Consider the following 25,410-nt stretch of genomic DNA (forward strand, 5'->3'; position numbering starts at 1 on the left):
CAACATATGCAGTTATACTATACCATTATGCCTTCTGTCAAGGTTTCTGGTTTATAATTATTCATTATTTTGAGCACATTTGATTCCATTTTTACATGTGCATAAGCACAATACAGGTAAATACAAGATTCAGTTAAATTCAAGATCATATCCGAAAATAAACAGTAAATTTTTCCTTGTTATTTATAAAAACCGATGTTTCAGCTGCTGCATTTTGCAATTGCTGAAACATCGGTTTTTATCCTTTTATTATATAAGTAGATTTCGTTTTATTGCTTTCTCTCATAAAAGCTTCAAAAACTTATTCCAGCCAGGGTGTGTCTGAAAACCCATTGTACCGTTCTGAAGACCCCACTTTGCGGTATTCTGCATTGCAATTTTGGGAACGTAACACCACTACGTCCCCAAAATCGCGCCTTGCTGTTTTTCGCAAATTACCTCCCACAAAGTGGAACAGCCCGGCACAGGCAGTTTTCAGACAGACCCAAATATAACAATTAAATCTTGGTCAGTTCTGACATATTCTTATAGATTTCATATCGTTCCTTGGCCTGTTCCTCTGCTTTCTGGAATAATTCCTCTGCTATCTCGGGATATGCCTTAGCCAGGGAGCTGTAACGAACCTGTCCCATTATAAATTCTCTGAAACTGCCTGTTGGTGCTTTGGAATCCAGGATAAAAGGATTTTTATTATCTTTTTTCAGGTCGGGGTTATAACGGTACAAATGCCAGTAACCGGCTTTTACTGCTTCCTTAATGGTGGCCATACTCTTACCCATACCTACTTTCATACCATGGCTGATACAGGGTGAATAAGCAATAATCAGTGAAGGTCCTTTATAACTTTCAGCTTCTCTTACCGCCTTATATAACTGGTTATTATCGGCATTGATACCTACCTGTGCAACATATACGTTGCCATAAGTCATCATCATTCTGCCAAGATCCTTCTTACCGGATTTCTTACCGGAAGCAGCGAACTTGGCTACTGCTGCTGCAGGTGTGGATTTGGAAGCCTGCCCGCCGGTATTGGAGTATACTTCTGTATCAAAGACCAGTACATTGATATCTTCACCGGAAGACAGCACCTGATCAAGACCGCCATAGCCGATATCATAAGCCCAGCCATCGCCTCCTACGATCCAGTGAGATCTTTTAACAAGATAATCCTTCTTTTCCAGAATCTCATCAATAATTTTTTTCTTATCTTCATCCGGCGTTTTATATTCTGTGAGTGCGTTTACAAGCTTTTCACTGGCAGATTTACTGATTTCTCCGTCCTGCTTATAATGAATCCAGTCGTTGATAAGCTCTTTTACATTTTCCTCAAGGCCAGTTTCCAGTAGTTCCTTCATAAGTCCTTCCAGCTTGGCACGTATCTGCCTGTTACCAAGGTACATACCAAAACCGTATTCCGCATTATCCTCAAAGAGAGAATTTGCCCAGGCAGGACCTTTTCCTTCCCTGTTAGCTGTATAGGCAGTACTTGGTGCTGAAGCACCCCAAATTGAAGAACAGCCTGTAGCATTGGCAATCATCATTCTGTCTCCGAAGAGCTGGGTGATCAATTTAATATACGGTGTTTCACCACAGCCTGCACAGGCTCCGGAAAATTCCATCAAAGGCTGCTTAAACTGGCTTTCTTTAAATGTGTTTCCATAAGACAGATTGTTTTTATGGCCTACTTCATAAAAAGCATATTTCCAGTTCGGCACCTGAACCTCTGTCTGGGAATCAATAGGTTTCATTACCAGTGCCTTTTCCTTAGCCGGGCAAATATCTGCGCAGTTTCCGCAGCCCGTACAATCCATGGTGCTGACCTGAATGCGGAATCTGTAATTTTCATATCCTTTACCGGTGGCTTTTAAAGCAACATAATGTTCAGGTGCATTCTGCATTTCCTCCTCTGTCATCAGGAAGGGTCTTATAACCGCATGAGGGCATACATAGGAGCATTGATTACACTGAATGCAATTTTCACTGATCCACTCCGGTACATTAACTGCAATTCCACGTTTTTCAAAAGCAGTGGAGCCATTGGGGAAGGTACCGTCTTCTCTTCCTTTAAAAGCACTGACAGGAAGCTCATTTCCTTTTAACTCCTGCATTGGACGCATGATATTTTTAACGAATTCAGGTTCATCCACAGGATTTGCAACCTTATCGGAAGCATTCTTCCAGTGTTCCGGTACCTTTACTTCATGAACCCCTTTTACACCCCGGTCAATCGCTTCATGGTTCATGGCAACAACCTGCTCACCCTTCTTTCCATAGGAATAGGCGGCGGCTGCCTTTAATTCTTTCGTAAATACATCTTCCGGCAGGATGTCGATGAGCTTAAAGAAGGCTCCCTGCATGATCATGTTAATACGATTTCCAAGTCCGATTTCACCGGCAATGCTTACGGCATCTATAGTATAGAAGCGGATATTTTTCTCAGCCAGATCTCTTTTAAGCCCTGCAGGCAGCATCTCCTCCAGTTCATCGTCCTTCCATTTACAGTTCAGTACGAATATTCCACCGGGTTTGATATCGCTTAGCATATCATATTTATTTACATAGGATTGATTATGACATGCCACATAATCCGCATGGACCACCAGATAGGTAGACTTTATCTTAGTCTTTCCAAATCTTAAGTGAGACATGGTAATACCGCCTGACTTTTTGGAATCATAATCAAAATAAGCCTGTACATTATAGTCTGTTGAGTTACCGATTATCATAATTGCCTGCTTGTTTGCACCTACCGTACCATCTGAACCCAGACCCCAGAATTTACATGCTTTTCTGTCAGAAGGTTCTGTAGAAAATCTTTTCACTTCCGGAAGAGAGGTGTCCGTCACATCATCGGTAATTCCGATGGTAAAATGGTCTTTTGGTGAAGCCTGCTTCAGATTCTCATAAACTGCAGTGATATCAGCAGGGGTCGTATCTTTAGAACCCAGACCGAATCTGCCTCCGATGATTTCAGGCTTAGTCTTGCTGTCTGCCAGGCTTGCACTGATATCCAGGTATAATGGCTCATACAGAGCTCCTGGCTCTTTTGTTCTTTCCAGAACCGCAACCTTTTTTGCAGTTGAAGGAAGACAGCTTAGGAAGTGCTTTGCACTAAAAGGACGGAATAGATGAACCTTTATAAGTCCATACTTCTCTCCATTTTTATTGTGATAATCTATAGTTTCTTCAATTGTTTGGGTTACTGAGCCCATAGCTATTATTACATATTCTGCATCTGCTGCACCATAATAATCAAAGAGACCATATTTTCGTCCGGTAAGCTCACCCATTTTGCCCAGATATTCTTCTACAATGGGTACAATATTCTCATAATATTGATTGGCGGACTCTCTTCCCTGAAAATAAATATCCGGGTTCTGGGCTGTTCCCCTGGTAACCGGATGATTGGGAGATAAGGCTCTGTCTCTGAATTCCTTTAAAGCCTTGTAATCAAGGAGGGAAGCGTAGTCCTCATAATCAAGTGCCTCTACCTTCTGTATTTCATGAGAGGTACGAAAACCATCAAAAAAGTGTACAAAAGGGAGACGCCCTTTTATCGCTGACAGATGAGCTACAGGTGCCAGATCCATTACTTCCTGAACAGAACCGCTTGCTAACATTGGACACCCTGTCTGCCTTACTGCCATAACATCCTGATGATCACCAAAAATACTAAGCGCATGTGTGGCAATGGCTCTTGCACTTACATGAAAAACACCCGGCAATAATTCGCCTGCTGCTTTATACATATTTGGTATCATAAGTAATAATCCCTGGGATGCTGTGAAGGTTGTTGTTAAGGCACCGGCCTGAAGGGATCCATGGAAAGCACCGGCAGCACCGGCTTCCGATTGCATTTCCACTACGTTTACTTCCTGCCCGAAAATATTCTTTCTTCCCTTTGCTGACCAGTCATCGGTAACCTCTGCCATACTGGTGGAGGGAGTTATGGGATAGATTGCTGCTACATCGGTAAAAGCATAAGCTGCATAAGCTGCTGCTGAATTACCATCCATCGTCATTATTGTTTTAGCCATTTATAACCTCTTTCCTGAATTTAGTAATCCTCAATGCTCTGTTTTGATAATTTATAACTGGCTTCCGTTGTCTACCCAGTTCTTTGCCTTTTCCACCTCATACTCTGAGGGAATTGATACCTGGCTGTGTTTGACAATTTTCTCTTCATTTGCCCATGCAGCTGTTTCTTCACTGTTGGTTGCGCTGATCGTATCAAGTCTCTTATTCTTTTCCGAATTTAAAGAGTTTTCTTTCCTGTCCTGCATTTGGTTCTCCTTTACAATGTATTTTTTAATAAATCAGGTGTGTAGGAACACTTAAATAATTCTGTAAAAAGTTTCCTCACAACCTGGTTAAAAACTTATATAGCAATACAGTTATAAATTAACCAAATACCTTGAAAATATACAATGTTAACCATTTCCTCTTTAAAAAAATGTATTAGTAAGTTCTTTGACATAACAAAAAAACTGCTGCCATTTTCCGATAATAAATCAGTCCATTTGCAGCAGTTGTAAAACTACTATTTCATTATGAAATTACTATAATAAAATTCTGCTTAAGAAATTGTCATTATAAATTTCTTCAACTTCCTGGCAAGAAACAGGTTTACTGAATATGTAACCCTGAATCAAGTCGCATCCGCCTTCTTTTAAACGGTAATACTGATAAGGCTCTTCAATCCCTTCAGCAGTAATTATCAGATTCAGACTATGAACAAGGCTGATAAGACTGCTTATAACCCTGCTGTTGTCCATATTAATAAACTTCTCGCAAAGAGATTTATCCAGTTTGATTTTGTCAACAGGAATAAAGGTAAGATAGTTAAGGGAAGAATAACCGGTTCCGAAGTCATCCATTGCAATCTTAAGTCCCATTTCCTTCAGCTGGTTAAGAAAAGCAAGTGTATTATCTGTTTCCTCCATTAAAATGCTTTCTGTAATTTCGATTTCTATGTATTTGGGATTAATGTTATACATTTTAAGTGTATTACTCAAAAATGATATGTATTCTTTATCATTTAACTGTTTACCTGAGAAATTAATGGCAACAGGCTTTAAGGGATACCCTTTATGCCTCCATTCTGCCATTTGCCGGATTACTTCCTTTGTGACCCATCTTCCTATATCAATTATTAAACCGCTCAATTCAGCAATTTCAATGAACCGGGCAGGGGATAAGTTCCTGTTCTTCAGCCTGAGCAGAGCTTCAAATTCGTCAATTTCTCCGGTGTCAACATTTATCTGTGGCTGATATAGTAATTTAAATCCGTCTTCTTTGAGTGCTCCTCTTAAGATATCTTCTATTTCTGCTTTGCTTCTGATATCTTCAAATATGCTGTCACTATAGAACATGCAACTGCCTTTTCCGTTGTCCTTCACATAATACATTGCAGTATCAACATTGATAAGCAGCCGCTCCATATCCCTGCTGTCTTTGGGAAAGAAGGTAATACCGGCACTAAAGCTTACAAGATGTTCTTTACCAAGCAAACTAATCGGTTCATTAAATAACTTCCTAAGCTTATTCAGATAGACCTCTACAGCTTCTTCACTCTTCACACCGGTAATCAGTATAAGGAATTCATCTCCGCCGAAACGATATGCCTTTAAACTATCGTCTACAAGGCTGTTGATTCTATCCGCTATGACAGTTAACAGCCTGTCACCGTTTAAATGTCCCAGGGTATCATTTATTGTCTTGAAATTATCAATATCCAGTAAAAGGACTGCTCCATTGGAATTGTCTTTTAAATGGCCCTCCAGCTTCTCCATAAAGCTCATACGGTTAGGCAGTTTCGTAAGATAATCATTTCCTGCCAGGTACTTGATATATTCCTCCTGCTCCTTTATCTTTGTAATATCAATTAGTAAACCATTTAAGGACATTACATTCCCTTGCAGGTCAAATACACCTTTACCGCTTAACATTACCCAGATTTTTTCATTATTTGCATTATGTAAGGATAATTCAATATATATCTTATCGGTTTCTCCGTTTAAATATCTGTTATACTCTGATAGTACAAGATTCTTACCTTCCTGGCACAGCATATTATCAAGAAGGATATCGATATCCTTAATCTCTGCCAGCTTTGGATTCAATGGATACAAAAACTCTTCGGTAATTAATAAGGTTCTTAAGGTTACATCATACTCCCATACTGCACAGCCTGTACTGTCAACTGCAATACCATACTTCTGATTCAGGATTTCCATCTCTTCCATATGTTTTTGTGATATCTCATACTGAAGTCTTAATTCCTCCTCCGAAGCAGTTAATTCCTCATAAGTCTGCACCAATTCCTCATGACTCTCCTGCAGGATCTTGTCCATTCTCCTTCTTCTGATATTATCTGAGGTCAATAGAATAATAACCAACGCTGACAGTGAAAAAATTAAGACTATATTTCCGGTGAGAACCGGATGTAGTTCTATAAAGGATTGTTTACGCCCTATAATCTGTGTATCAGCCGGAAGTAACCTCATGGGTATATCGAATTTTTTTAAAACATTATAATCGATTATATAATTATTAGGACTTTCGTGAATGATTGGGATTGAGTCTATGGGAGTACCTCCAAAGACTTTTGTAAGAAGTTTGGCTGCGATTGCGCCTGAATCATAATAGGAAATCATTTTACCGCCCAGGATGCCTTCACCGATTCCTCCCACTTCCGCACGCAGTATGGGAACTCTTGCCGCTCTGCTTAATGCTCTGGAAGCTTCAGGTATTGTTAAATTGGCACCTGTCTTATCAGTGTACATACTTAAATACAGAAGTATTGTGTCATCATCAATCCTGCTGACTTGATTCTCCACTTCTGCAAAGGTGTAGTCCGAAACATTGATATGTTCAAATTTCAATTCCGGGAATTGATCCTCCAAAGAATAATACTGTACTTTGTCACCAATACCGGTCAGGGTATCATCCACAATAGCCACTATCCTCCTGGCAGCTTTATTAAGTGAAATACCCAGTTGTATATTTTCTTTGATAGACAGCTCTTCCACCACACCGGTTATGTATGGAATATCTTCTGCTTCTTTTACCCTGTTTGTATCATTTACGCCCAGAAATACAATTGGGATATCTGCAAACAGTTCCTCCTGATAATCTATAGCAAACTGCAGGGCATAGTCATCCCCCACTATAATACCATCATAAGGAGGCAAATGTTCTATTTTGTATTTTATCAGGTCATGGAATAATTGTCTGCTATTATACGAAACAAAACGTTTTGAATCCATAAATTCCAGATCCACATTGTATTCCTCTGTACTTAAAACAGAACGAATTCCTTCAATCTGATCAGGTACACTTAGAAAATTCTCATTATAAGAGCTAATATACAGAATATTCCTCTTCTCCTCATTCCCGGCAGCCAAGAAAACAGGTGATTTCCCAGATAAATTAATGGGTGCAAAAGTCAGCAGTAAGCAGATTATAATACCTAAGAACGTCCTTATCTTATGCATAAATTCCCCTTCAATCCAATTCCATATAATGTAATTTTACTTATTATAACACATATTGACTGATTTCGCTATAGTTAACAACAATTTTCTTATAAAGCAAATAACTATGTTTAATTGTTTAAATTCATTTTACAATTCAGACAATTTAAGTGATTTCTGCAAATTTGATAGACATATTATTTCTGGTTCAACTGTGAATTCACCATTGCTGTAAATAACATTTCAGATTATTTTTCTATAGATCCATCTATTGAAGTGATATGAGAAGACCTCTCTTCGATAACATTTCAAATTATGTTTCTGTTAGTATTCCGAAATCTTCCCACTCCTAAGAAAAAGATAACCATAAAAAAACTGCAGTACACCCAAAGGGCATACTGCAGTTAAATTATCTTAACAGTTATATTATCTTATTCCGGTCAAATCTTTTATAATTTCTCCCGCTATTATCAGTCCGGCAACAGAAGGTACAAAAGCATTACTTCCTGGAATCTGCCTTCTGTCCGTGCATTTGCGCTGTGCTCCGGGAGGACATATACAGTTGCTTCTGCAGCTGATAGACATATCCTCCAACGGTTTTCTTGCAGGTTCTTTGGAATAAACAACCTTCAGCTTCTTAACACCTCTTACCTTTAACTCTTTTCTCATTACTTTGGCAAGGGGGCAGACGCTGGTCTTATATATATCTGTTACTTCAAATCTGGTTGGATCCAGCTTATTTCCGGCTCCCATACAACTTATAATAGGAACATTACATTTTTGTGCTCTTAATACCAGTTCAATCTTTCCGGTAACGGTATCTATTGCATCTACAACATAAGTGTATTCAGAAAAATCATATTGATCAGCTACTTCAGGTGTGTAAAAGGTCTGATGTGTATGTACCACTGCCTGAGGATTGATCTCCAATATCCTGTCTTTCATTACTTCAACTTTGTATTTACCAACCGTTTTTCTTGTCGCAATTATCTGCCGGTTTATATTCGTTAAGCATACTTTATCATCATCAAATAAATCAAAGGTTCCTACGCCGCTTCTGGCAAGTGCTTCTGCTGTGTATCCGCCCACACCGCCTATACCAAATATAGCAACTCGTGCATTCTGTAATTTCTCCATGCCCTCATTGCCAAATAAAAGTTCTGTTCTCGAAAATTGATTTAACATTTCCTGCTCCGTTCTTTCAAAACTAATGTCTTTATTAGCCTGAATTATGATAACATCAAAAATCTGAACTGTCAATTGTGGCTTTCAAATCTTTTGAGGTTAGAATATTTCAGGGATTGATTGTGTCTGACGGTTTTCTTTGGCAATGGACGATGATTACGGCTTCTAGTTAGCCATTTCTCGTTCAGAGTTCCAAATGACACTAAAATGCCAGTAACTGTTCCCGGAAGGCAAGATTATACCAAACTCGCTGTCAGGTTTTCTATATGTAAGGCTGTGCGCTCAAACATGGTATAATCTTGCCTGGTCACAGTTTCTGTCATTTAAGTGTCATTAAGGAACTCTTCAATAGAAAATGGCTAACTAGAAGCCGAAATCATCTGGGTATTGATATTGGATAATTGTTTACATTATTGAGATAAATCTGTAGATTTGAGCGCTTATAAGTGCAGATGTATGTTTAGCAATACTGGAAACACTTCTATGTAAATAGGATTTCCTTTTTATTATAAGCTCTGTTAGATAATATCAGTTGATATTATGTTATTAAATGATTTAAATGATATCAAATGGCATTGAACATATGTTCTTATCATGATATAATAGAATCTGCAGATTCTACTATGCAATCTTTACCAGTAATTAATTTGGATATATCTGCTTTATGGGGTATTCCATTAACAAATATCAAGTTCTCAAAGAATCATACATTGTTAATAATAGCTTCAATGACGATATTCCATTGACAAATATCAAGTTCTCAAAGAATCATACATTGTTAGTAATAGCTTTATGACGCTATTCCATTAACAAATATCAAGTTCTCAAAGAATCATACATTGTTAGTAATAGCTTCAATGACGATATTCCATTGACAAATATCAAGTTCTCAAAGAATCATACATTGTTAGTAATAGCTTTATGACGCTATTCCATTAACAAATATCAAGTTCTCAAAGAATCATGCATTGTAGTAATAGCTTCAATGACGATATTCCATTGACAAATATCAAGTTCTCTATGGACTTTGTGTTAGACATGTAAGAATTAAAAACGGGGAAGGCATAAGAATTGGTTTTATCAAATTAATCATATGAACTCACTGCATAGTAACCTCAAAAGCGGATTAGCGTTTTAAAGGTGTAGCAACTAACTATATAACCAATTATTTTTATTGGTTTTAATGGCTGAAAAAATTAAACAAGATAAAGATTTATTTAGAAAGAGAACTCTCGTCTAGATAGTGTAAGTGAACCAATTGAAGTACGGACAAAAACAATTCAAAGATAGACCGCTTAGGTAATGATTATTAATATTCTTATATTCGAGGAGGTACATATGCATTTAGGTTCAGTTTATCTGATAGTAAAGGATTATAATAAGTCAATTCAGTTTTATGAAAAGATATTAGAAATGCCGGTAAGTGTTCAGAATATGCAAAGGTTTGCTCAGTTTCATTTCGACGGACAAAACATTTCAATATTAAATGGTTACTTTGATGCCTTGAATCCAGGTTTAACAGTACGCAAAGGGGAATATGTAGAAGAATTTGATAACTTAGTTTCAATTGCAGATGCTGATAATACACATAAGTTTGTATTAAATCTCTGGTCAGAAAATTTAGAAAAAGAGAGAAATAGAATAGAGCAATTGCATATAAGTGACAAACTGACCAAAATTAAATATATTAACAATGTAAGCCCCTATTATTATTTTCAACTAACAGACCCAGATGGAAATATTATCGAAATTACTGGTCAATATTCACCTAAAAAAGGAGAATTCGTTTAATAATATAATTTATTATCTTATTAGAAAATTAGCAAGTTTGACTGTAATTCAGCCAAATAGAACTCATAAAAATACAGGTGGCATAAAATGAAATAACGAATTCCTTGATTACAATCCACAAGAAAATACCAATACTTTCTTCCAAATGCGCAATAATAAATGGTTTATATCTTATAAAGTTTTATCAGCATATTTTTTAGTATAATCTTAAGTTTATCAGGATGGCTAATGTTCATCCGCCTAAAATTATATGTATTTATATCATTATCTAACAGGGCTCTCAATTAAATATCTAAATAAAATATAATAAAAGAGTAGAACTAAAAAATCCCACTCCAGCTAAGACACAAAACCTAGATTAATTTTTTCTATAAAAAGCTTACTTCAATACGAGTACAGGAAAATAGCACAAACCAGAAAGAACGAATGCGCCTATGGAAAGGCATTAGAAGTCCTTTTCTCTGAATATTTTGTGCTATATTATAAAGCAGATTGTCTGAGCGAAGCGAGTTATCTGGTTTATAATATGCCAGACACAAAATAATCAGAGAATTAGGACTTCTTATGCCTTGGAATTGAAGCATGAGTTTTTTCTGGTTTGTGCTGTTTTCCGTCCCCTTGTGACAAACTGCCCTTTATAGTTATAATCCTCATTTTTTATTCTCAACTTATCATCTCTTTTAAAGGTCTTCCAGCATAAAACAGCTCCATCGCTTCTTTTCGTATTTTTGTAAACCGATCAAATACTCTGATAGCTTCCTCTGCATTGTGATACACTTTCCAATAGCCACACATTACATAGTTCTCACCATTGTTTTTAATATACTCTTCAACATCAGTTACCGGATAACCCAGCATAATTCCTATTTCATGTGGGAAATCCTCATTCTGTCCTGATTCTCTGCATTTGCGGTAACTGCCGTATCGTTCGCCCAGGCGGGTTAGTGCCTTGTGAAGATAAGGACAGCCGCTTCCATAGCCGTTTAAGGCTAAAAGAGGATTTTCGATATTATTCTGTATTACCTCCAGCAGCATTTGTTTATCATATATTATAATATAGATGGCTTTTTCACATTCGCACAGCACTCTTGCATTGCAGCCAAATCCTTCGCATTCTTTGATTAGCGCTTTAAAAAAATTTACCCGGCTGTCTATATAGCACTTTCGAAAGCAGACCAGATTAGAGGGTTTTGACTTTAACAAGGCAGGCATGCAGCAATTAGCTAATGAAAATGCCACATAGGAACCGGTTCTGTCTTCTCCTTTTAAAAAAATGTCCTCACTCATATTTAATCTCCTGCTTAAGCAACAAAATGATTTATTGATAATGATTCTCATAACACATTGTATCCTTTGACAACTAATTTTGTCAATTGTGCTTTTGAGAACAATTATCATTAAGTTTCATTATTAGGATTTGAGCTTTTGCAGAATTTTATGAATGCTTTATGATATTTTATGAATTAATTCTGTTTTACTGCCTGTCTTGCTTTTTCGAATTTATCAGGTCTTATATGGCAATAGCCGGTAGGATTCTTGTCCAGATACTTCTGATGATATTCTTCTGCCAGATAGTAATTTCTTATGGGTTGTACTTCTATTGCAATTGGTTTCTCATATTGTTTCTGAAGTTCAAGCAGGGATGCTTTAATTACCGGTACATCTTCTTCTGTTTCATAATAGATTCCGGTTCGATACTGAGAGCCTTCATCTTCACCTTGTTTATTTACTGACGTAGGGTTTATAACATCATAGTATAATTTCAAAATAAAATCCAAATCGATTATTTCTGTATCATAGACTACTTTAACTGTTTCTGCATGTCCGGTATTTTTATGGCAGACTTCCTCATAAGAGGGATTCTCTGTATTACCGTTAGCGTAACCTACATTGGTTTCTAATACTCCTTGTACACTTGAGAGGTATTTTTCAGTTCCCCAGAAACAACCTCCCGCAAGGTATATTACCTTTTGTTTTGATGTATTTGACATACCGCTACCTTCTTTCCTAATGTAATATTCCGATATAATGTTTGAATTTAAACTGCCGGACAGAATTTCATCCGGCAGTTTTTTGCAGTACCTATTATAACACAGAAGGCTGGTTTTTAAAATAATCCCCATAGTTTTTTCGCAATTCTTCTTCATCCAGCTGATAGCGTGATAAATGTTTTGTTATGATCTCTCTTGCAACCTGACTGTCTTTCCTTTTGATGGAATCTACCAAATTCTTGTGGTCTGCCAGTATTTTTGAATCCCTGACAACGGATAAGCTCAATCGCCTCACTCTGTCAAAATGAGTCATCATTCCAGTCAGCAGGTTGTAAGTAAATTGCTTATTACAGATGGTAAACAATAGCTCATGAAATTCATTATCCAGTTTCAGCTGCTTATCCTCATAGTTTTTTCCCTGATACATCTCCAGCAGCCTGATATTTTCCTCCAGCAATAGAATGTCTTTGGAACTTGCCAGTTCACATGCTTCTTCCACTATTGCACTTTCTAAGAGCAATCGTACAGACCTTGCTTCTTCTACCAATTGATGATTAATGAGAGAAATACAGCTGCCTTTTTGCGGATATATTTCAACCAGCTTAATCTTACTAAGTTCGATTAATGCTTCTCTTATCGGTGTTCTGCTGATTCCAAGCTCCTTTGCCAATTCATTTTCACTAACCAGGCTGCCCGGAACCAAATTCAACGATACAATGTTATACCGTATTACTCTTAAAGCATAATCACTTGCTGTCTCCCTGTTATTTCTCTCTAATATTATCATGCAGACTCCTTAGCTTAGAATATCTTTTAATGTATTACGAACCGCGCCGGGTCCTTTCATCATTTTACCAAAATACTCTTCTACCTGTCTACCCAAACCTGCTTCATAAAGATCTACTCCAAAGATGTCTTCTCTTCTTAGAACTCCGCTTATCTGACTGTGAATATCCCCTGTCCCACCTAATTTTATGTTACGGAATACAGGAGTAAGTGATGCAAGGATTGGATCCGGACTTAAGGTATATGCCTCTCCCTTATCATCAAGTTCCGTTAAATAGCGGCACCAGCCTGCAAGGACCAATGGAATAAGGCTCAAGGATACCTGCCCGTCTTTCTTAAGGTACGCTTTAATTGTTTCTCCAAAGCGTATACTTAGTTTTAAGGATGTATCCGTAGCAATTCTTTGAGGTGAGTCGGGAATAAAAGGGTTAGGCAGGCGTTTTGTAAGTACTTCCTCAAGAAACTGTTCCGGCTTTATAATTCCCGGATTTTCTACTACCGGAAGTCCTTCTTTATAGCCTAATCGGTATACAAGTGCTTTCAAATCCTCGTCCTTCATTTCGTCACTGATTTTATTATACCCCAGCAGGCATCCAAATATAGCCAATGCGGTATGGAGAGGATTCAGACAGGTACATACCTTCATTCGTTCAACTTTATCAACCGTTTCACGACTGGTAAATATAATTCCGCCTTTATCAAGGGCAAGCCTTTCTCCGGCAAAATCATCTTCTATTACCAGGTATTGAGGTTCTTCTGCATTGACGAAAGGCGCACAGTAGGTATTCCTTGAGGTTATATAGGTCTGCAGGTCTTCCAGTCCGGTAGCCTTTAAATGCTCTTCTACCTCCGATGCTGGCCTTGGCGTAATCTTATCAATCATGGACCATGGGTATGTAACTTTATCCGTCATGAAAGCTAAAAACTGAGGCTCCGCTTTACCGCCCTCAATCCACTTTTTAGTAATACATGTTACAGCTTCCTTTAATTTCGTTCCATTGTGAGAGCAGTTGTCCATACTAACCAGAGTAAGTGGTAAGCCCCCAGCCCTGAATCTCTCATAACATAATGCCGTAAGCTTTCCCATATAGCTTATGGGACAAACAGGTCCATGCTCAAAATCTGCTAATATATCCTGCGTAAATTCTCTGCTTTGGTCTACCAGGCTGTAGCCCTTTTCCGTGATGGTAAATGAAGCTATTTTCAGTGTCGGAGCTTTAAAGATCTCAGTCAGCCTGTTCCAATCCTGTGAGTTACTGTTCATACAAAGAGATTCAGCTACACTGGCAATTACCGTCTTTTCAATACTTCCATCCGGGCACAGAGTGGCCAGGATACTAAGATTATCATACTGTCTGTAAGCTTTTTCAATAATTTCATAATCGAAACCTTCCGCAACGATAATACCGGTCTTTAGTATTCCCTCATCTAACAGCTTCTGACTGACTGCTGCCGGAAAAGCCCTGAATATATTGCCGCCTCCAAAATGTATCCATTCCGGACCCTTAGCTGTTTCTGCCAGCATTCTTTCAATATTAAATTGTGGCAGACGGTATCCTTCCCGTTTCCATTCATCCCTATTTTTTAAACCTTCGTAGGATAATCTCATAATACCTTTTTCCTCCATATAATCGGAATCAACTTATGCCTTTTCCTTTGCAATAGCTTCAAAAAGCCCATTTAAATAGCAAGTACCAAGTGCTCTGTCATATAGACCATACCCGGGCATGGATACTTCTCCCCAGATTGCTCTTCCATGGTCTGAACGGACCGGTCCGTCAAATCCGGATTCATATAGAGTCTTTGTTATGGCATACATATCAAGAGAGCCATCACTGGATAAGTGTGCTGCTTCATCGAATTTGCCAGGTGCCAGATGCTTGATGTTTCTTAAATGTGCAAAATGAATTCTTCCTTTAGCTGCCTTTATTATATCACAAATATCATTATTGATATTAGATCCTAGGGAGCCGGTGCAGAGTGTTATTCCATTAAACTCCTCATCTACTGCATTTAGCAGTCTCAGAATTGCCTCCTTGCCGGTAACGATTCGAGGCAGGTTAAATACGGGCCATGCAGGATCATCCGGATGAATCGCCATATGTATTCCGTACTGCTTGCATACAGGCTTAATACGATTTAAGAAGTATACAAGATTCTCAAACAGGATATCATTATCCACATGCTTATACTCTTCAAAGAGTTCTTTAACCCTTTCAAGTCTTTCAGGCTCCCAGCCTGGCAGAATAAAACCATTGCTGCTCTTATCCAATTCAGAAAACATTTTAGCAGGGTCGATAGTATCTATCATTTCCTGATCGTAGGATAATACAGTTGAGCCGTCCTCCCTTAATTTTGCAAGTTCAGAACGGGTCCAGTCGAATACAGGCATAAAATTATAGCATATCATCTTTATACCGCATTCTCCAAGATTCTTCAGGGTCTCAATATAGTTATCAATATAATAATCACGGTTAGCATTACCGGTTTTAATAGAATCATGAATATTTACACTTTCAATTCCTATTATCTTCAAACCGCTCTTTTCAACTTCCTCCTGTAAATCCCTTATCCTTTCGATGGGCCATATCTCTCCGGCAGGAATATCATATAAAGTTGTTATAACACCTTCAACTCCGGGTATCTGCCGTATTTGCTCCAGGGTAACAGAATCATATTTTTTGCCAAACCAACGTAAGGTCATTATCATTATAAAATCCTCCTTTTCATCTTGTATACTAGTATAACAGTATGGTTGCTAGCTGTCAATCTCACAATCGTTTCTACATCAAAGGTCATTGTATAATAAAGAAGGAGATATCCACCTGGATGAATTAATTTCTCAATCCCTCGGCAGATATCTCCTTCCTTATCTAATAGGAGGTCTTTATTCTACTTTAGATAATTCCAAGTCCAGCACTTGCATAACCAACTATACTGGTTGCAATTCCTGTTCCTGATACTACTGAAGCAGAGAAAATAAGAAGTAATCTTGTGCCTGCAGTTACCGGTATTGCTAATCCTGAGGTAATTCCACTTACTCTGTCACCGATGGAGATAATACCGGTTAAGGTAGGAGCAAGCTGAACTACAGCTCCGGGTATTGGTGTGAAGGCATTGTTAACTGCAACTGTTCTATAAAGCTGAGCTGTTATCTGAACAGACGTACCAATTAGACTGATTGCGGCATCCACACTAAAGTATGCTGCTAAGGAACTAATTGTGCCGTTTCTTGGTACAGAGAAAGCAAAATTATTAATGTTTGTTGTATCAATTACACCATTCAGTATTTGAATTCCAGTAGCTGAACTTCCAAAGCCTACTGCGGCTGTCGTTCCAACTAAACCACCGAGAATAGTAGTTAAGGCAACTACATTACCAGACGCATAAGGAATAATTGCAGCACCACCAGGTGTTCCAGCTGCTCCTGTTGCCCCAGTAGCTCCTGTGGCTCCGGTGGCTCCGGTTGCTCCAGCGGGTCCTTGCGGTCCTGTGGCTCCCGTGGCTCCAGTGGCTCCGGCAGGTCCCTGCGGTCCTGTGGCTCCCGTTGCTCCAGCGGGTCCTTGCGGTCCTGTGGCTCCCGTTGCTCCAGTGGCTCCGGCAGGTCCCTGCGGTCCTGTGGCTCCTGTGGCTCCTGTGGCTCCAGCTGCTCCGGCGGGTCCTGTGGCTCCTGTGGCTCCAGTGGCTCCAGCTGCTCCGGCGGGTCCTGTTGCTCCGGTGGCTCCCGTTGCTCCTGTGGCTCCGGTGGCTCCGGCAGGTCCTTGCGGTCCTGTGGCTCCAGTGGCTCCAGCTGCTCCAGCAGGTCCTTGCGGTCCCGTGGCTCCTGTTGCTCCGGTAGCTCCGGTGGCTCCGGTGGCTCCGGTCGGTCCTTGTGGTCCCGTGGCTCCTACTGGTCCTTGTGGTCCTGTAGCTCCTACTGGTCCTTGCGGTCCTGTTGCTCCTGTAGCTCCCGTGGCTCCCGTGGCTCCGGTGGCTCCGGTGGCTCCGGTGGCTCCGGTCGGTCCTTGTGGTCCCGTGGCTCCTATTGGGCCTTGTGGTCCTACTGGGCCTTGCGGGCCTCTAGGTCCTGTAGCTCCTTGCGGTCCTTGTGGGCCTTGCGGGCCTCTTGGTCCGGGCGGTCCAGGAGGTCCGGGCGGTCCGGGCGGTCCGGGTGGTTCGGGTGGACAGTGGTTTGGCTTACAACATGGATTCCATGGATTATAGTTCATAGCACTTACAATAGTGTCGTCTTGGCTGTCAGTAAAGGATTTGTTTTTTGACGAATCTTTACTACTCATGCAAAAACTCCTTTCTATATAAATCAGGATTTTGAAATCCTAATTTAATATATGACAGATATTGCTATATGTTCATTAATTAAGACATTTTTCGATATATTAAATTTGACAAAATCTTATTTTTTCCTATTTAAATAAAAAGAAAAGGCGTCCTCTGAACCGGACGCCTTTTAATTTATGATAATTTAAGGATAGTAAGTGATGCAACTACACTTCCTGGCGCAAGATCCGGGAATGTGATGGAAATAAATGAGTCATTTGTTACTGTTATTGTTGCTGGTACAGTAGTTACCTGAACAATAGCTGTTATTTCCACCCTGATAGTAGTCGCGGTATCACCTGTTGTACCTCCGGGAACGGGTAAACCGTTAAGATTAATAGAAACAGAAGTGAGTGTTCCTAATACATTTGCTTCGAATATAACCAGATAATCGCCTGCCTCCGTTAATACTGTATCAGTAGTATTGGGAAGTAGAATACCAACAGGCGTACTCGGAACATTACCACTATCAAATACAAACTCTGCACCACCAGCAATAGTTCTGTCAGAATTGGTACTATAGCGGAAAACATAAGAATTGATACCTGCGGGACCAATTGGGCCTTGCGGACCTTGTGGACCTTGTGGGCCTTGAGGACCTGTGGCTCCCGTTGGACCTTGCGGGCCTGTAGCTCCTGCCGGACCTGCTACACCTTGCGGGCCTGCCGGACCTGCTTCTCCCTGAGGGCCTGCGGGACCTGTTGCTCCTGCCGGACCTTGGGGACCTGTGGCTCCCGTGGCTCCTGCCGGACCTGCTTCTCCCTGTTCTCCCTGGGGACCTGCGGGACCTGTGGCTCCTGCCGGACCTTGGGGACCTGTGGCTCCCGTGGCTCCTGCCGGACCTGCTTCTCCCTGTTCTCCCTGGGGACCTGCGGGACCTGTTGCTCCTGCCGGACCTTGAGCACCTGTGGCTCCTGTAGCTCCCGTGGCTCCTGCCGGACCTGCTACTCCCTGCTCTCCCTGGGGACCTTGGGGACCTGTTGCTCCTGCCGGACCTTGAGCACCTGTGGCTCCCGTGGCTCCTGCCGGACCTGCTACTCCCTGCTCTCCCTGGGGACCTGCGGGACCTGTTGCTCCTGCCGGACCTTGGGGACCTGTGGCTCCCGTGGCTCCCGTGGCTCCTGCCGGACCTGCTTCACCCTGCTCTCCCTGGGGACCTGCGGGACCTGTTGCTCCTGCCGGACCCTGTGCTCCGGTTGCTCCCGTTGTTCCTGCCGGACCTGCTACTCCCTGTTCTCCCTGGGGACCTGCGGGACCTGTTGCTCCTGCCGGACCTTGGGCTCCCGTTGCTCCGGTTGCTCCGGGCGGGCCTGCTACTCCCTGTTCTCCCTGGGGACCGATAGGACCTGTAGCTCCTGTGGCTCCTGTTTCACCTTGGGGACCTGCCGGACCTTGTAAACCTTGAGGACCCTGTGGCCCTGTAGCTCCTGCGGGACCCTGTGCTCCGGTTGCTCCCGTTGTTCCTGCCGGACCTGCTACTCCTTGTTCACCCTGAGGACCTGCGGGACCTGTTGCTCCTGCCGGACCTTGGGCTCCTGTTGCTCCGGTTGCTCCGGGCGGGCCTGCTACTCCCTGTTCTCCCTGGGGACCAATAGGACCTGTAGCTCCTGTGGCTCCTGTTTCACCTTGGGGACCTGCCGGACCTTGTAAACCTTGAGGACCCTGTGGACCTGTGGCTCCTGCCGGACCTTGGGCTCCTGTGGCTCCGGTTGCTCCGGGCGGGCCTGCTACTCCCTGCTCTCCCTGAGGGCCAATAGGACCTGTGGCTCCCGTGGCTCCTGTTTCTCCCTGAGGGCCTGCCGGACCTTGTAAACCTTGTGGGCCTTGTGGACCTGTAGCTCCTGCCGGACCTTGTGGGCCTGTAGCTCCCGTTGTTCCTGCCGGACCTGCCGGGCCTGCTTCTCCTTGAAGACCTTGTGGTCCAGTAGCTCCTGCCGGGCCTTGTGCTCCTGCCGGACCTGCTTCTCCTTGGGGACCTTCAGGACCTGCTTCTCCTTGTACTCCCTGGGGTCCCTGCGGACCTGTGGCTCCTGTTGCTCCCGTTAAACCAATAGGTCCCTGTTCACCTTGAGGACCAGTAGGTCCAATCTCTCCTGGTGCTCCTGCTGGACCTGTTGATCCGGTTGCTCCGGTAGCTCCTGCGGGACCTTGTTGTCCAGGGGGGCCTGCGGGTCCTGCGGGTCCTCTAGGTCCTGTTGGTCCCATTGGACCTTGCGGGCCTGATGGGCCTTGTGGGCCGGTCTGTCCGGGAGGTCCGGGAGGTCCAGGAGGTCCGGGAGGTCCGGGAGGAGGCGGACAAGGTTTCGGTGGGGATGGAGGCGGCGGACAAGGCTGGCCCTGCCCGTTAAAGTCACCGGGTCGACCATTATTCCAGCCATTGTTATAATTAGCTACTGAAATATTAGATTTATCATCCCTTTGACGCCTTCCTGATTTATCGAACTCAGATGAATTAAAACCAGCGTTCATGCATAAAGCTCCTTTCCTGCATTATGTCCAATTGCCAGGTAACCCTGACAATTAGTATAAAGGAAGCTTTCTATGCTTCCTACCATATAAATATGATAGATACGCTGTTTTGTTCCAGTTTTTTGCTATGCCAGTGAATATTCCTTTATATACTTTTCCAGTTTGTCCGCCTGCATAATAAATTCCTCACTCATAGCTGCACTCTCCTGAGCGGCAGCTGCATTTTTTTCTATTATGGGAGTAATATCTTTCAGGAACACATGTGTCTTTTGTAACTCATTCTGAACTGCTTTTGTATTATGTGCCAGTTTTTCCATTACATAATTTGTCTCCTCAGAAACTTTTACGATACGCTCAAAGTTCCCTGCCGTATTGTTCGCCATCTGGGACCCATAATGAATCGCACTGACTGTACTGTTAATCAACCCTGAAGTTGACTGCACTGCCTGGGTACATCTGGCTGCAAGTTTACCTATCTCAGATGCTACAACCCCAAATCCTCTTCCGTTTTCCCCTGCCCTGGAGGCTTCAATGGAAGCATTTAAGGATAAGAGATTTGTCTGTTCTGCAATCTGTTCAATCACCGAAATGACCTGTGAGATTTCACCTGATCTCTGTTCAATGCTTCCCATGGCTTCCAGTACTTTTCTCATACTGTTGTTACCTTCCCTTGCAGCAGTTACCGCTGTTTCAGAAAGGCCTGTTACATTTTTCGTCTGGTCCGTATTTATATTAATCATATCAACAATTGCTTCTACTTCGCCTACCAGATTATTTATCCGGTTATTCTGCTCTACACTTCCGTCTGCTACTGTCTTTGCCGTCACTGCGATCTGGGCGGACCCTAAGGAAATTCCCTCAGCAGCAGTTGATATCGCCTCAATTACATTTTTAAGGGATAATATCGTATTTTCAAGAGATGATTTAATGGGAGTAAAATTACCTTCATATTCTATGCCTACAGAAACCGCCAGGTTTTTTTGCTCCAATTCTCTTACTACATATGTTATGTTGTTAATATAATTTTTAAGCTTGTCTATGGTTTGTGTAATTCCCTGACACAGACTGCCCATTTCATCCGTAGATGAATATTGGAGATCTACCTCTAAATTACCTGCTGCCATTTCATTCATAACGACCATAATATTATCAACGGGATGAATAATACTTTTTATTGTCTTAGACAGTATTCTCATACAGCTTAAGACGCCGACAATTAAGAGCAGTAAGAATAAAACAATACTTACGACTACTTTTATGTTTATACTGTTCATATAATGCTTGGCATATGTGGCTGTAAAAGCTTCCAGCTCTTCTAACTCTTCCACCATATGACTGTGAATGGGGACGTAATCATTTTTATAAATGCTATAGATTTTCTTCTGGTCGAATTCTCTGGCACTGGAAAGAATCTGTTCTCTGTAACGTGTTCCTTTTCCTAATTCTAACTGTAAGCTTTCTAAGATCTTCTTCTGCTCTCCATTATTTATTGCAGGAATGATGGACAAGTCTGTTATGTACGCTTCCAGTAAATCATATTGCTGTTCAGATTCTTCAATATATTTACCGCAAAGTTCTTTATTCTGTGTAATATAGCTGCGGTAAATATTATTTTCAATGATTTTCATAGAAACCTGAGCTTTTATTACTTTCTCTTCGGTTTGATAGATCTGTGAATGAAACTCATTGGTCATGTTTCTTAAGGACATAATATTAACCAGCGAGACAATGACCATTAATAACATTACTGCCCCCATACAGCCAAAGGTGAACTTGAGCCTTCTGCCGATAGGCATATTATATATCTGATTTATAATATTTTTAATAGATTTAAACCTAACTTTCTTTTTCATGTTAACATACTTCTTTTCCTTTGTATTTTTCATACATCCTCCATTAACCTGTCATCTGTTAAGCTAAATCTATCAATCTCGTGTAAACCCATTATGGCGGGATTGTAAATTCTATGTAAAACAAAAGGACTGCTTTCGACAGAATCACCTGTCAAGCAGTCCTTCTAAAAATAAAATCCTTTACAAATTCTTAATATTGTTTCCAATTCTGGAATCGTATGGAATTCTCCTCTACTAATGCGGAAGAGATAATAATTTCACCATTGCTCTCGGTTCTTTGTTCTTCAAGGATGGGGACCGGGTTACAGCCGCCACGTTCCTGGGCTATTTTGTCTGTAGGGAAGACATTCTTACAGTTCTGACATTGGAAGTTGTCACCTTTTTGTTCAAAATAGGCATAAGGGCTGCCGTTACACACCTGACAAGTGTTAAAGGCAGTTCTAATGGTTCCGTCACTTGCTTTGACTGCAAATAAACCTACTGTCAAACCACCGGCTTCTGTTTCAAAAAAAGATGCTTTGTCCGTTATTTTTGACGTATCAATAACAATGTCACTATTATCGTTGAGAGTTATTCCAGCGCTTTGTACTTCTTCCCCTTTGTCAGTATCAGCTCCCTTTGATCCGTTCTTTACTACAAAGACAATGAGCAGAAACAACAAAACTGCACCGATTGCAACTGTAGTTATGTTTTTAATAGATAACTGTTTCTTTTTAATAATTTTCTCCTCCACTCCATAAAATGATACCTTATAATACCATTACTTTGTGGAGTTTGTATGGAGATATCTTATTGATTATGATACTCCTTGGAAAAGTAATAATTTTTTTGCTCATCACTATGGAAATAAAGATAATCGGTCTGAGGCGGGTTAAGTGCCGCATTGATTGCTTCTCTGCCCGGATTACAGATTGGTCCTGCGGGCAAAGCCGGGCATTTATAGGTATTGTAAAAGCTGTTGTAACGGTTGATATCCCCGTCTATATATGGTTTTATATATTTTTCCACGTAATGGATACTCGCATCTAATTGCAGTTTCTTGTTTATCTTTAACCGGTTATGAATTACGGAGGATATGTTGTATTTTGTTTCTTTATCCTTTCCCTCTTTTTCCACCAGTGAAGCAATGGTCAGCACCTGGTTCACAGTCAACCCAAGCTCCGCTGCCTTTTGCCTATCAGCTTCTGTTATTTTTCCGTTTCCATTCTGTAAAAACCTGCCTATGGCATCTTCTCCTTTGCTCAATCGGTAGAACTCATAGGTATCAGGATATAAATATCCTTCCAGCAGGTAACAACGGTCAGGGTTATCCTCCAGCCCAGCAATTAAAGAATAATTTCTAAAATCATACTCCTCCATAGCTCTATACAATACTTTCTCTGAGGCACACACTCCTTTCCTGACCAGAAGCGTAAATACCTGAGGCACTGAATAACCTTCCGGTATGGTTACTTTTACTGTCCTCCCCAGATTGCTTACTTTGGAGGCTTCAACAAGGCTGGTGACTTTGTCATATGGATTGTATACTATAACTCCGCTTAATGCAGTGGTATCATACCCTTTTGTCTGCATATCAGATACTTTATAGGATTTAACACCTTGAGTTTTTAAAAGAACCCATTTAAGAGCTGCCATATGTACCATAACTGCTTTACTTTCCTTGGAGATATACATGGGCGAAGCCATGGTCTTTTTTATCCCTTTTGCCTTGGAGGAGGAATAGTAGTAAAAAGTACTGCTGTCCAGGGTAAAAATTATTTTCTTTTTATTCACAGTATTAGTAACAGTTGCCTTTTTTGTTGCTTTATTATAGGTGAATTTAAGGTCTGCTATCTGTGCCGTTGTTTTCTTCAAAGGAATCATGATGTTCCCTTTGTCAGTGGTTTCTATTCTCCCGTCAGTATCCTTGGAGAAATCCCATAAGGTATAGATGCCTTTTGCATCTGCAGTAAGGATTCCGTACTGTTTCTCTATTACAGTCCTGGTCTGGCTATTGGTCTCAGCCTCAGTGGCAGGCTCTGTCTCTTCCGTTACTGAGGTTTCTGTGGCAGCAATTGTCTGGGTTCTTAAAAATCCTGTTATTAACAGAGCCGGAATTATTATGAGTGCAGCCAGCTTCTTTATTTTTCTCATTAACTTACCTCTTTCTTTCATAAGACATGTCAGCCTTTAGATATTTAAGGCTTTTGTTATACCATATAATTACATTTCCCTCTATATTTTAAACCTTTGACAGAAAAATGCAATGGTTTAATTGATATTCGTCATAAAGACAAGAGGAATCCTCATAAAATTACTAAGACTGTAAGGAAAGAATGGCTGCTATGAATAAACAGGAAAGAGTACAGATAATTGTACGCTGCAGTGATTACGAGAACAATTACAATGAAATTGCTTCAATGGGTAAGCTCAAATATAAATTGCCTATGATTGACTCTTATGTTGTTGAGGTGGCACCGGATGCTTTAAGTAATCTCCAATCAGAGAATCACCTTTGGAGTTATGAACTGGATACACACATAACCGCTCAAATGAACCGTGTAGCCGATATCATAGATTTAAACTGGGCACACGAAAGAAATATTACAGGTGAAAATGTAGGAGTTGCAGTTGTAGATACCGGCATCTGTATGCACAAAGATTTTACAGAAGGGAAAAATAGAATAAAAGCTTTTCATGATTTGATTCACGGGAGAATTGAGCCTTATGACGATAACGGCCACGGCAGTCATGTCTCAGGAATTATAGGCGGCAGCGGCTTTTTATCAAATGGTAAATATACAGGCATAGCCCCGAAATGTGATCTGATCGGAATAAAAGTACTGGATCAGAAAGGTGACGGTAATATTTCGGATGTACTGGCAGGATTACAGTGGATAATTGATAATAAAGTAAAACACAATATAAGAGTCGTAAATATTTCAGTTGGTACAACGACAAAAGACAATGCCGATGAAAATTCGCTGTTGGTTAAGGGTGTAAATGCTGTGTGGGATGCGGGTATTGTAGTGGTGGTAGCTGCCGGTAACAATGGTCCCAGTCCCATGTCCATTTCAACTCCCGGTATCAGCCGAAAGGTAATTACCGTTGGCTCTTCCGATGACAGAATAACCGTTGAACTCTTTGGAAACAAAACCATGGATTATTCAGGAAGGGGTCCTACAGCCTCCTGTGTGAAAAAGCCAGATATCGTGGCACCCGGATCTAATATTGTATCCTGTGGTACCATGAAGAATTACCAAAGATACAGATACAATGTTCTTAATAATCCCAGAAATGATTATACTAACCTAATGTATACAGTTAAGAGCGGCACCTCCATGGCTACCCCCATTGTTACCGGTGCTATCGCTCTTTTACTTTCTGTATATCCGTCTTTAAGCAACAAAGACGTTAAACTGAAACTGCGGGACTGCGCCATTGACCTTGGTTATCCCTGGTCTAAGCAGGGCTGGGGTCTGTTAAATATAAAAAGACTTCTCCAATAACAGGTATGGCAGAATCTACCATGTATTAAGCAGACACGTTCTTTCATAACATTGT

General features: G+C 40.9%; 16 protein-coding genes. 2 read left to right on the forward strand and 14 right to left on the reverse strand.

Annotation, left to right across the window (positions count from 1 at the left end; translation table 11 throughout):
* Window positions 1–497: 497 nt before the first annotated feature.
* The 4 genes from nifJ to BR73_RS0119775 form a co-directional block, all read right to left on the reverse strand.
* Entirely contained in the window at window positions 498–4,037 is a 3,540-nt protein-coding gene (gene nifJ, locus BR73_RS0119760; RefSeq protein ID WP_033167683.1) for a pyruvate:ferredoxin (flavodoxin) oxidoreductase, read from the reverse strand.
* A gap of 51 nt (window positions 4,038–4,088) precedes the next feature.
* On the reverse strand, window positions 4,089–4,283 hold the full coding sequence (locus BR73_RS0119765) for a DUF3787 domain-containing protein (protein WP_033167684.1): 195 nt from the start codon (window positions 4,281–4,283) through the stop codon (window positions 4,089–4,091).
* A 276-nt stretch (window positions 4,284–4,559) separates the two neighbouring features.
* On the reverse strand, window positions 4,560–7,496 hold the full coding sequence (locus BR73_RS0119770; RefSeq protein ID WP_051685428.1) for an ABC transporter substrate binding protein: 2,937 nt from the start codon (window positions 7,494–7,496) through the stop codon (window positions 4,560–4,562).
* A 405-nt stretch (window positions 7,497–7,901) separates the two neighbouring features.
* The gene (locus BR73_RS0119775; RefSeq protein WP_033168744.1) at window positions 7,902–8,660 is read right to left on the reverse strand and encodes a tRNA threonylcarbamoyladenosine dehydratase; all 759 of its coding nucleotides are present in this window, start codon (window positions 8,658–8,660) and stop codon (window positions 7,902–7,904) included.
* Between the two features lie 1,338 nt (window positions 8,661–9,998).
* Here BR73_RS0119775 and BR73_RS0119780 point away from each other — a divergent pair.
* The gene (locus tag BR73_RS0119780) at window positions 9,999–10,451 is read left to right on the forward strand and encodes a VOC family protein (protein ID WP_033167685.1); all 453 of its coding nucleotides are present in this window, start codon (window positions 9,999–10,001) and stop codon (window positions 10,449–10,451) included.
* 663 nt (window positions 10,452–11,114) lie between these two features.
* Here the strand turns inward: BR73_RS0119780 and BR73_RS27690 are convergent.
* The 10 genes from BR73_RS27690 to mltG all read right to left on the reverse strand — a co-directional run bounded on the left by BR73_RS27690 (window position 11,115) and on the right by mltG (window position 24,000).
* Window positions 11,115–11,738, reverse strand: coding sequence for a DUF3793 family protein (locus BR73_RS27690; protein WP_051685429.1), 624 nt, complete (start codon window positions 11,736–11,738; stop codon window positions 11,115–11,117).
* 176 nt (window positions 11,739–11,914) lie between these two features.
* Window positions 11,915–12,442 (reverse strand): peptide-methionine (S)-S-oxide reductase MsrA, encoded by a 528-nt coding sequence (msrA, locus tag BR73_RS0119790; RefSeq protein ID WP_033168746.1) that lies wholly within the window; start codon window positions 12,440–12,442, stop codon window positions 11,915–11,917.
* Between the two features lie 94 nt (window positions 12,443–12,536).
* The gene (locus BR73_RS0119795; protein WP_033167686.1) at window positions 12,537–13,229 is read right to left on the reverse strand and encodes a GntR family transcriptional regulator; all 693 of its coding nucleotides are present in this window, start codon (window positions 13,227–13,229) and stop codon (window positions 12,537–12,539) included.
* A 9-nt stretch (window positions 13,230–13,238) separates the two neighbouring features.
* Window positions 13,239–14,837 (reverse strand): mannitol dehydrogenase family protein, encoded by a 1,599-nt coding sequence (locus tag BR73_RS0119800; protein ID WP_033168747.1) that lies wholly within the window; start codon window positions 14,835–14,837, stop codon window positions 13,239–13,241.
* Window positions 14,838–14,870: 33 nt separating this feature from the next.
* Entirely contained in the window at window positions 14,871–15,938 is a 1,068-nt protein-coding gene (uxuA, locus tag BR73_RS0119805) for a mannonate dehydratase (RefSeq protein WP_033167687.1), read from the reverse strand.
* 187 nt (window positions 15,939–16,125) lie between these two features.
* Window positions 16,126–17,505 (reverse strand): exosporium glycoprotein BclB-related protein, encoded by a 1,380-nt coding sequence (locus BR73_RS0119810; protein WP_051685430.1) that lies wholly within the window; start codon window positions 17,503–17,505, stop codon window positions 16,126–16,128.
* Between the two features lie 175 nt (window positions 17,506–17,680).
* Window positions 17,681–20,014, reverse strand: coding sequence for a collagen-like protein (locus tag BR73_RS29680; protein WP_051685431.1), 2,334 nt, complete (start codon window positions 20,012–20,014; stop codon window positions 17,681–17,683).
* 125 nt (window positions 20,015–20,139) lie between these two features.
* A complete protein-coding gene (locus tag BR73_RS0119820) occupies window positions 20,140–21,900 on the reverse strand; it encodes a methyl-accepting chemotaxis protein (protein ID WP_033167688.1) in 1,761 nt (586 codons plus the stop codon).
* Between the two features lie 157 nt (window positions 21,901–22,057).
* On the reverse strand, window positions 22,058–22,600 hold the full coding sequence (locus BR73_RS0119825; RefSeq protein WP_051685432.1) for a DUF2318 domain-containing protein: 543 nt from the start codon (window positions 22,598–22,600) through the stop codon (window positions 22,058–22,060).
* 56 nt (window positions 22,601–22,656) lie between these two features.
* Window positions 22,657–24,000, reverse strand: a complete 1,344-nt coding sequence (gene mltG, locus BR73_RS27695) for an endolytic transglycosylase MltG (RefSeq protein ID WP_051685433.1) — start codon at window positions 23,998–24,000, stop codon at window positions 22,657–22,659.
* 191 nt (window positions 24,001–24,191) lie between these two features.
* On the opposite strand from mltG, the gene BR73_RS0119835 reads away from it, so the two are divergent.
* Window positions 24,192–25,355: a S8 family peptidase gene (locus tag BR73_RS0119835; protein WP_347463477.1), complete on the forward strand. Its 1,164-nt coding sequence runs from the start codon at window positions 24,192–24,194 to the stop codon at window positions 25,353–25,355.
* Window positions 25,356–25,410: the final 55 nt, after the last annotated feature.

Source organism: Clostridium sp. KNHs205 (genome assembly GCF_000702945.1).
GTDB lineage: Bacteria > Bacillota > Clostridia > Lachnospirales > Lachnospiraceae > Anaerocolumna.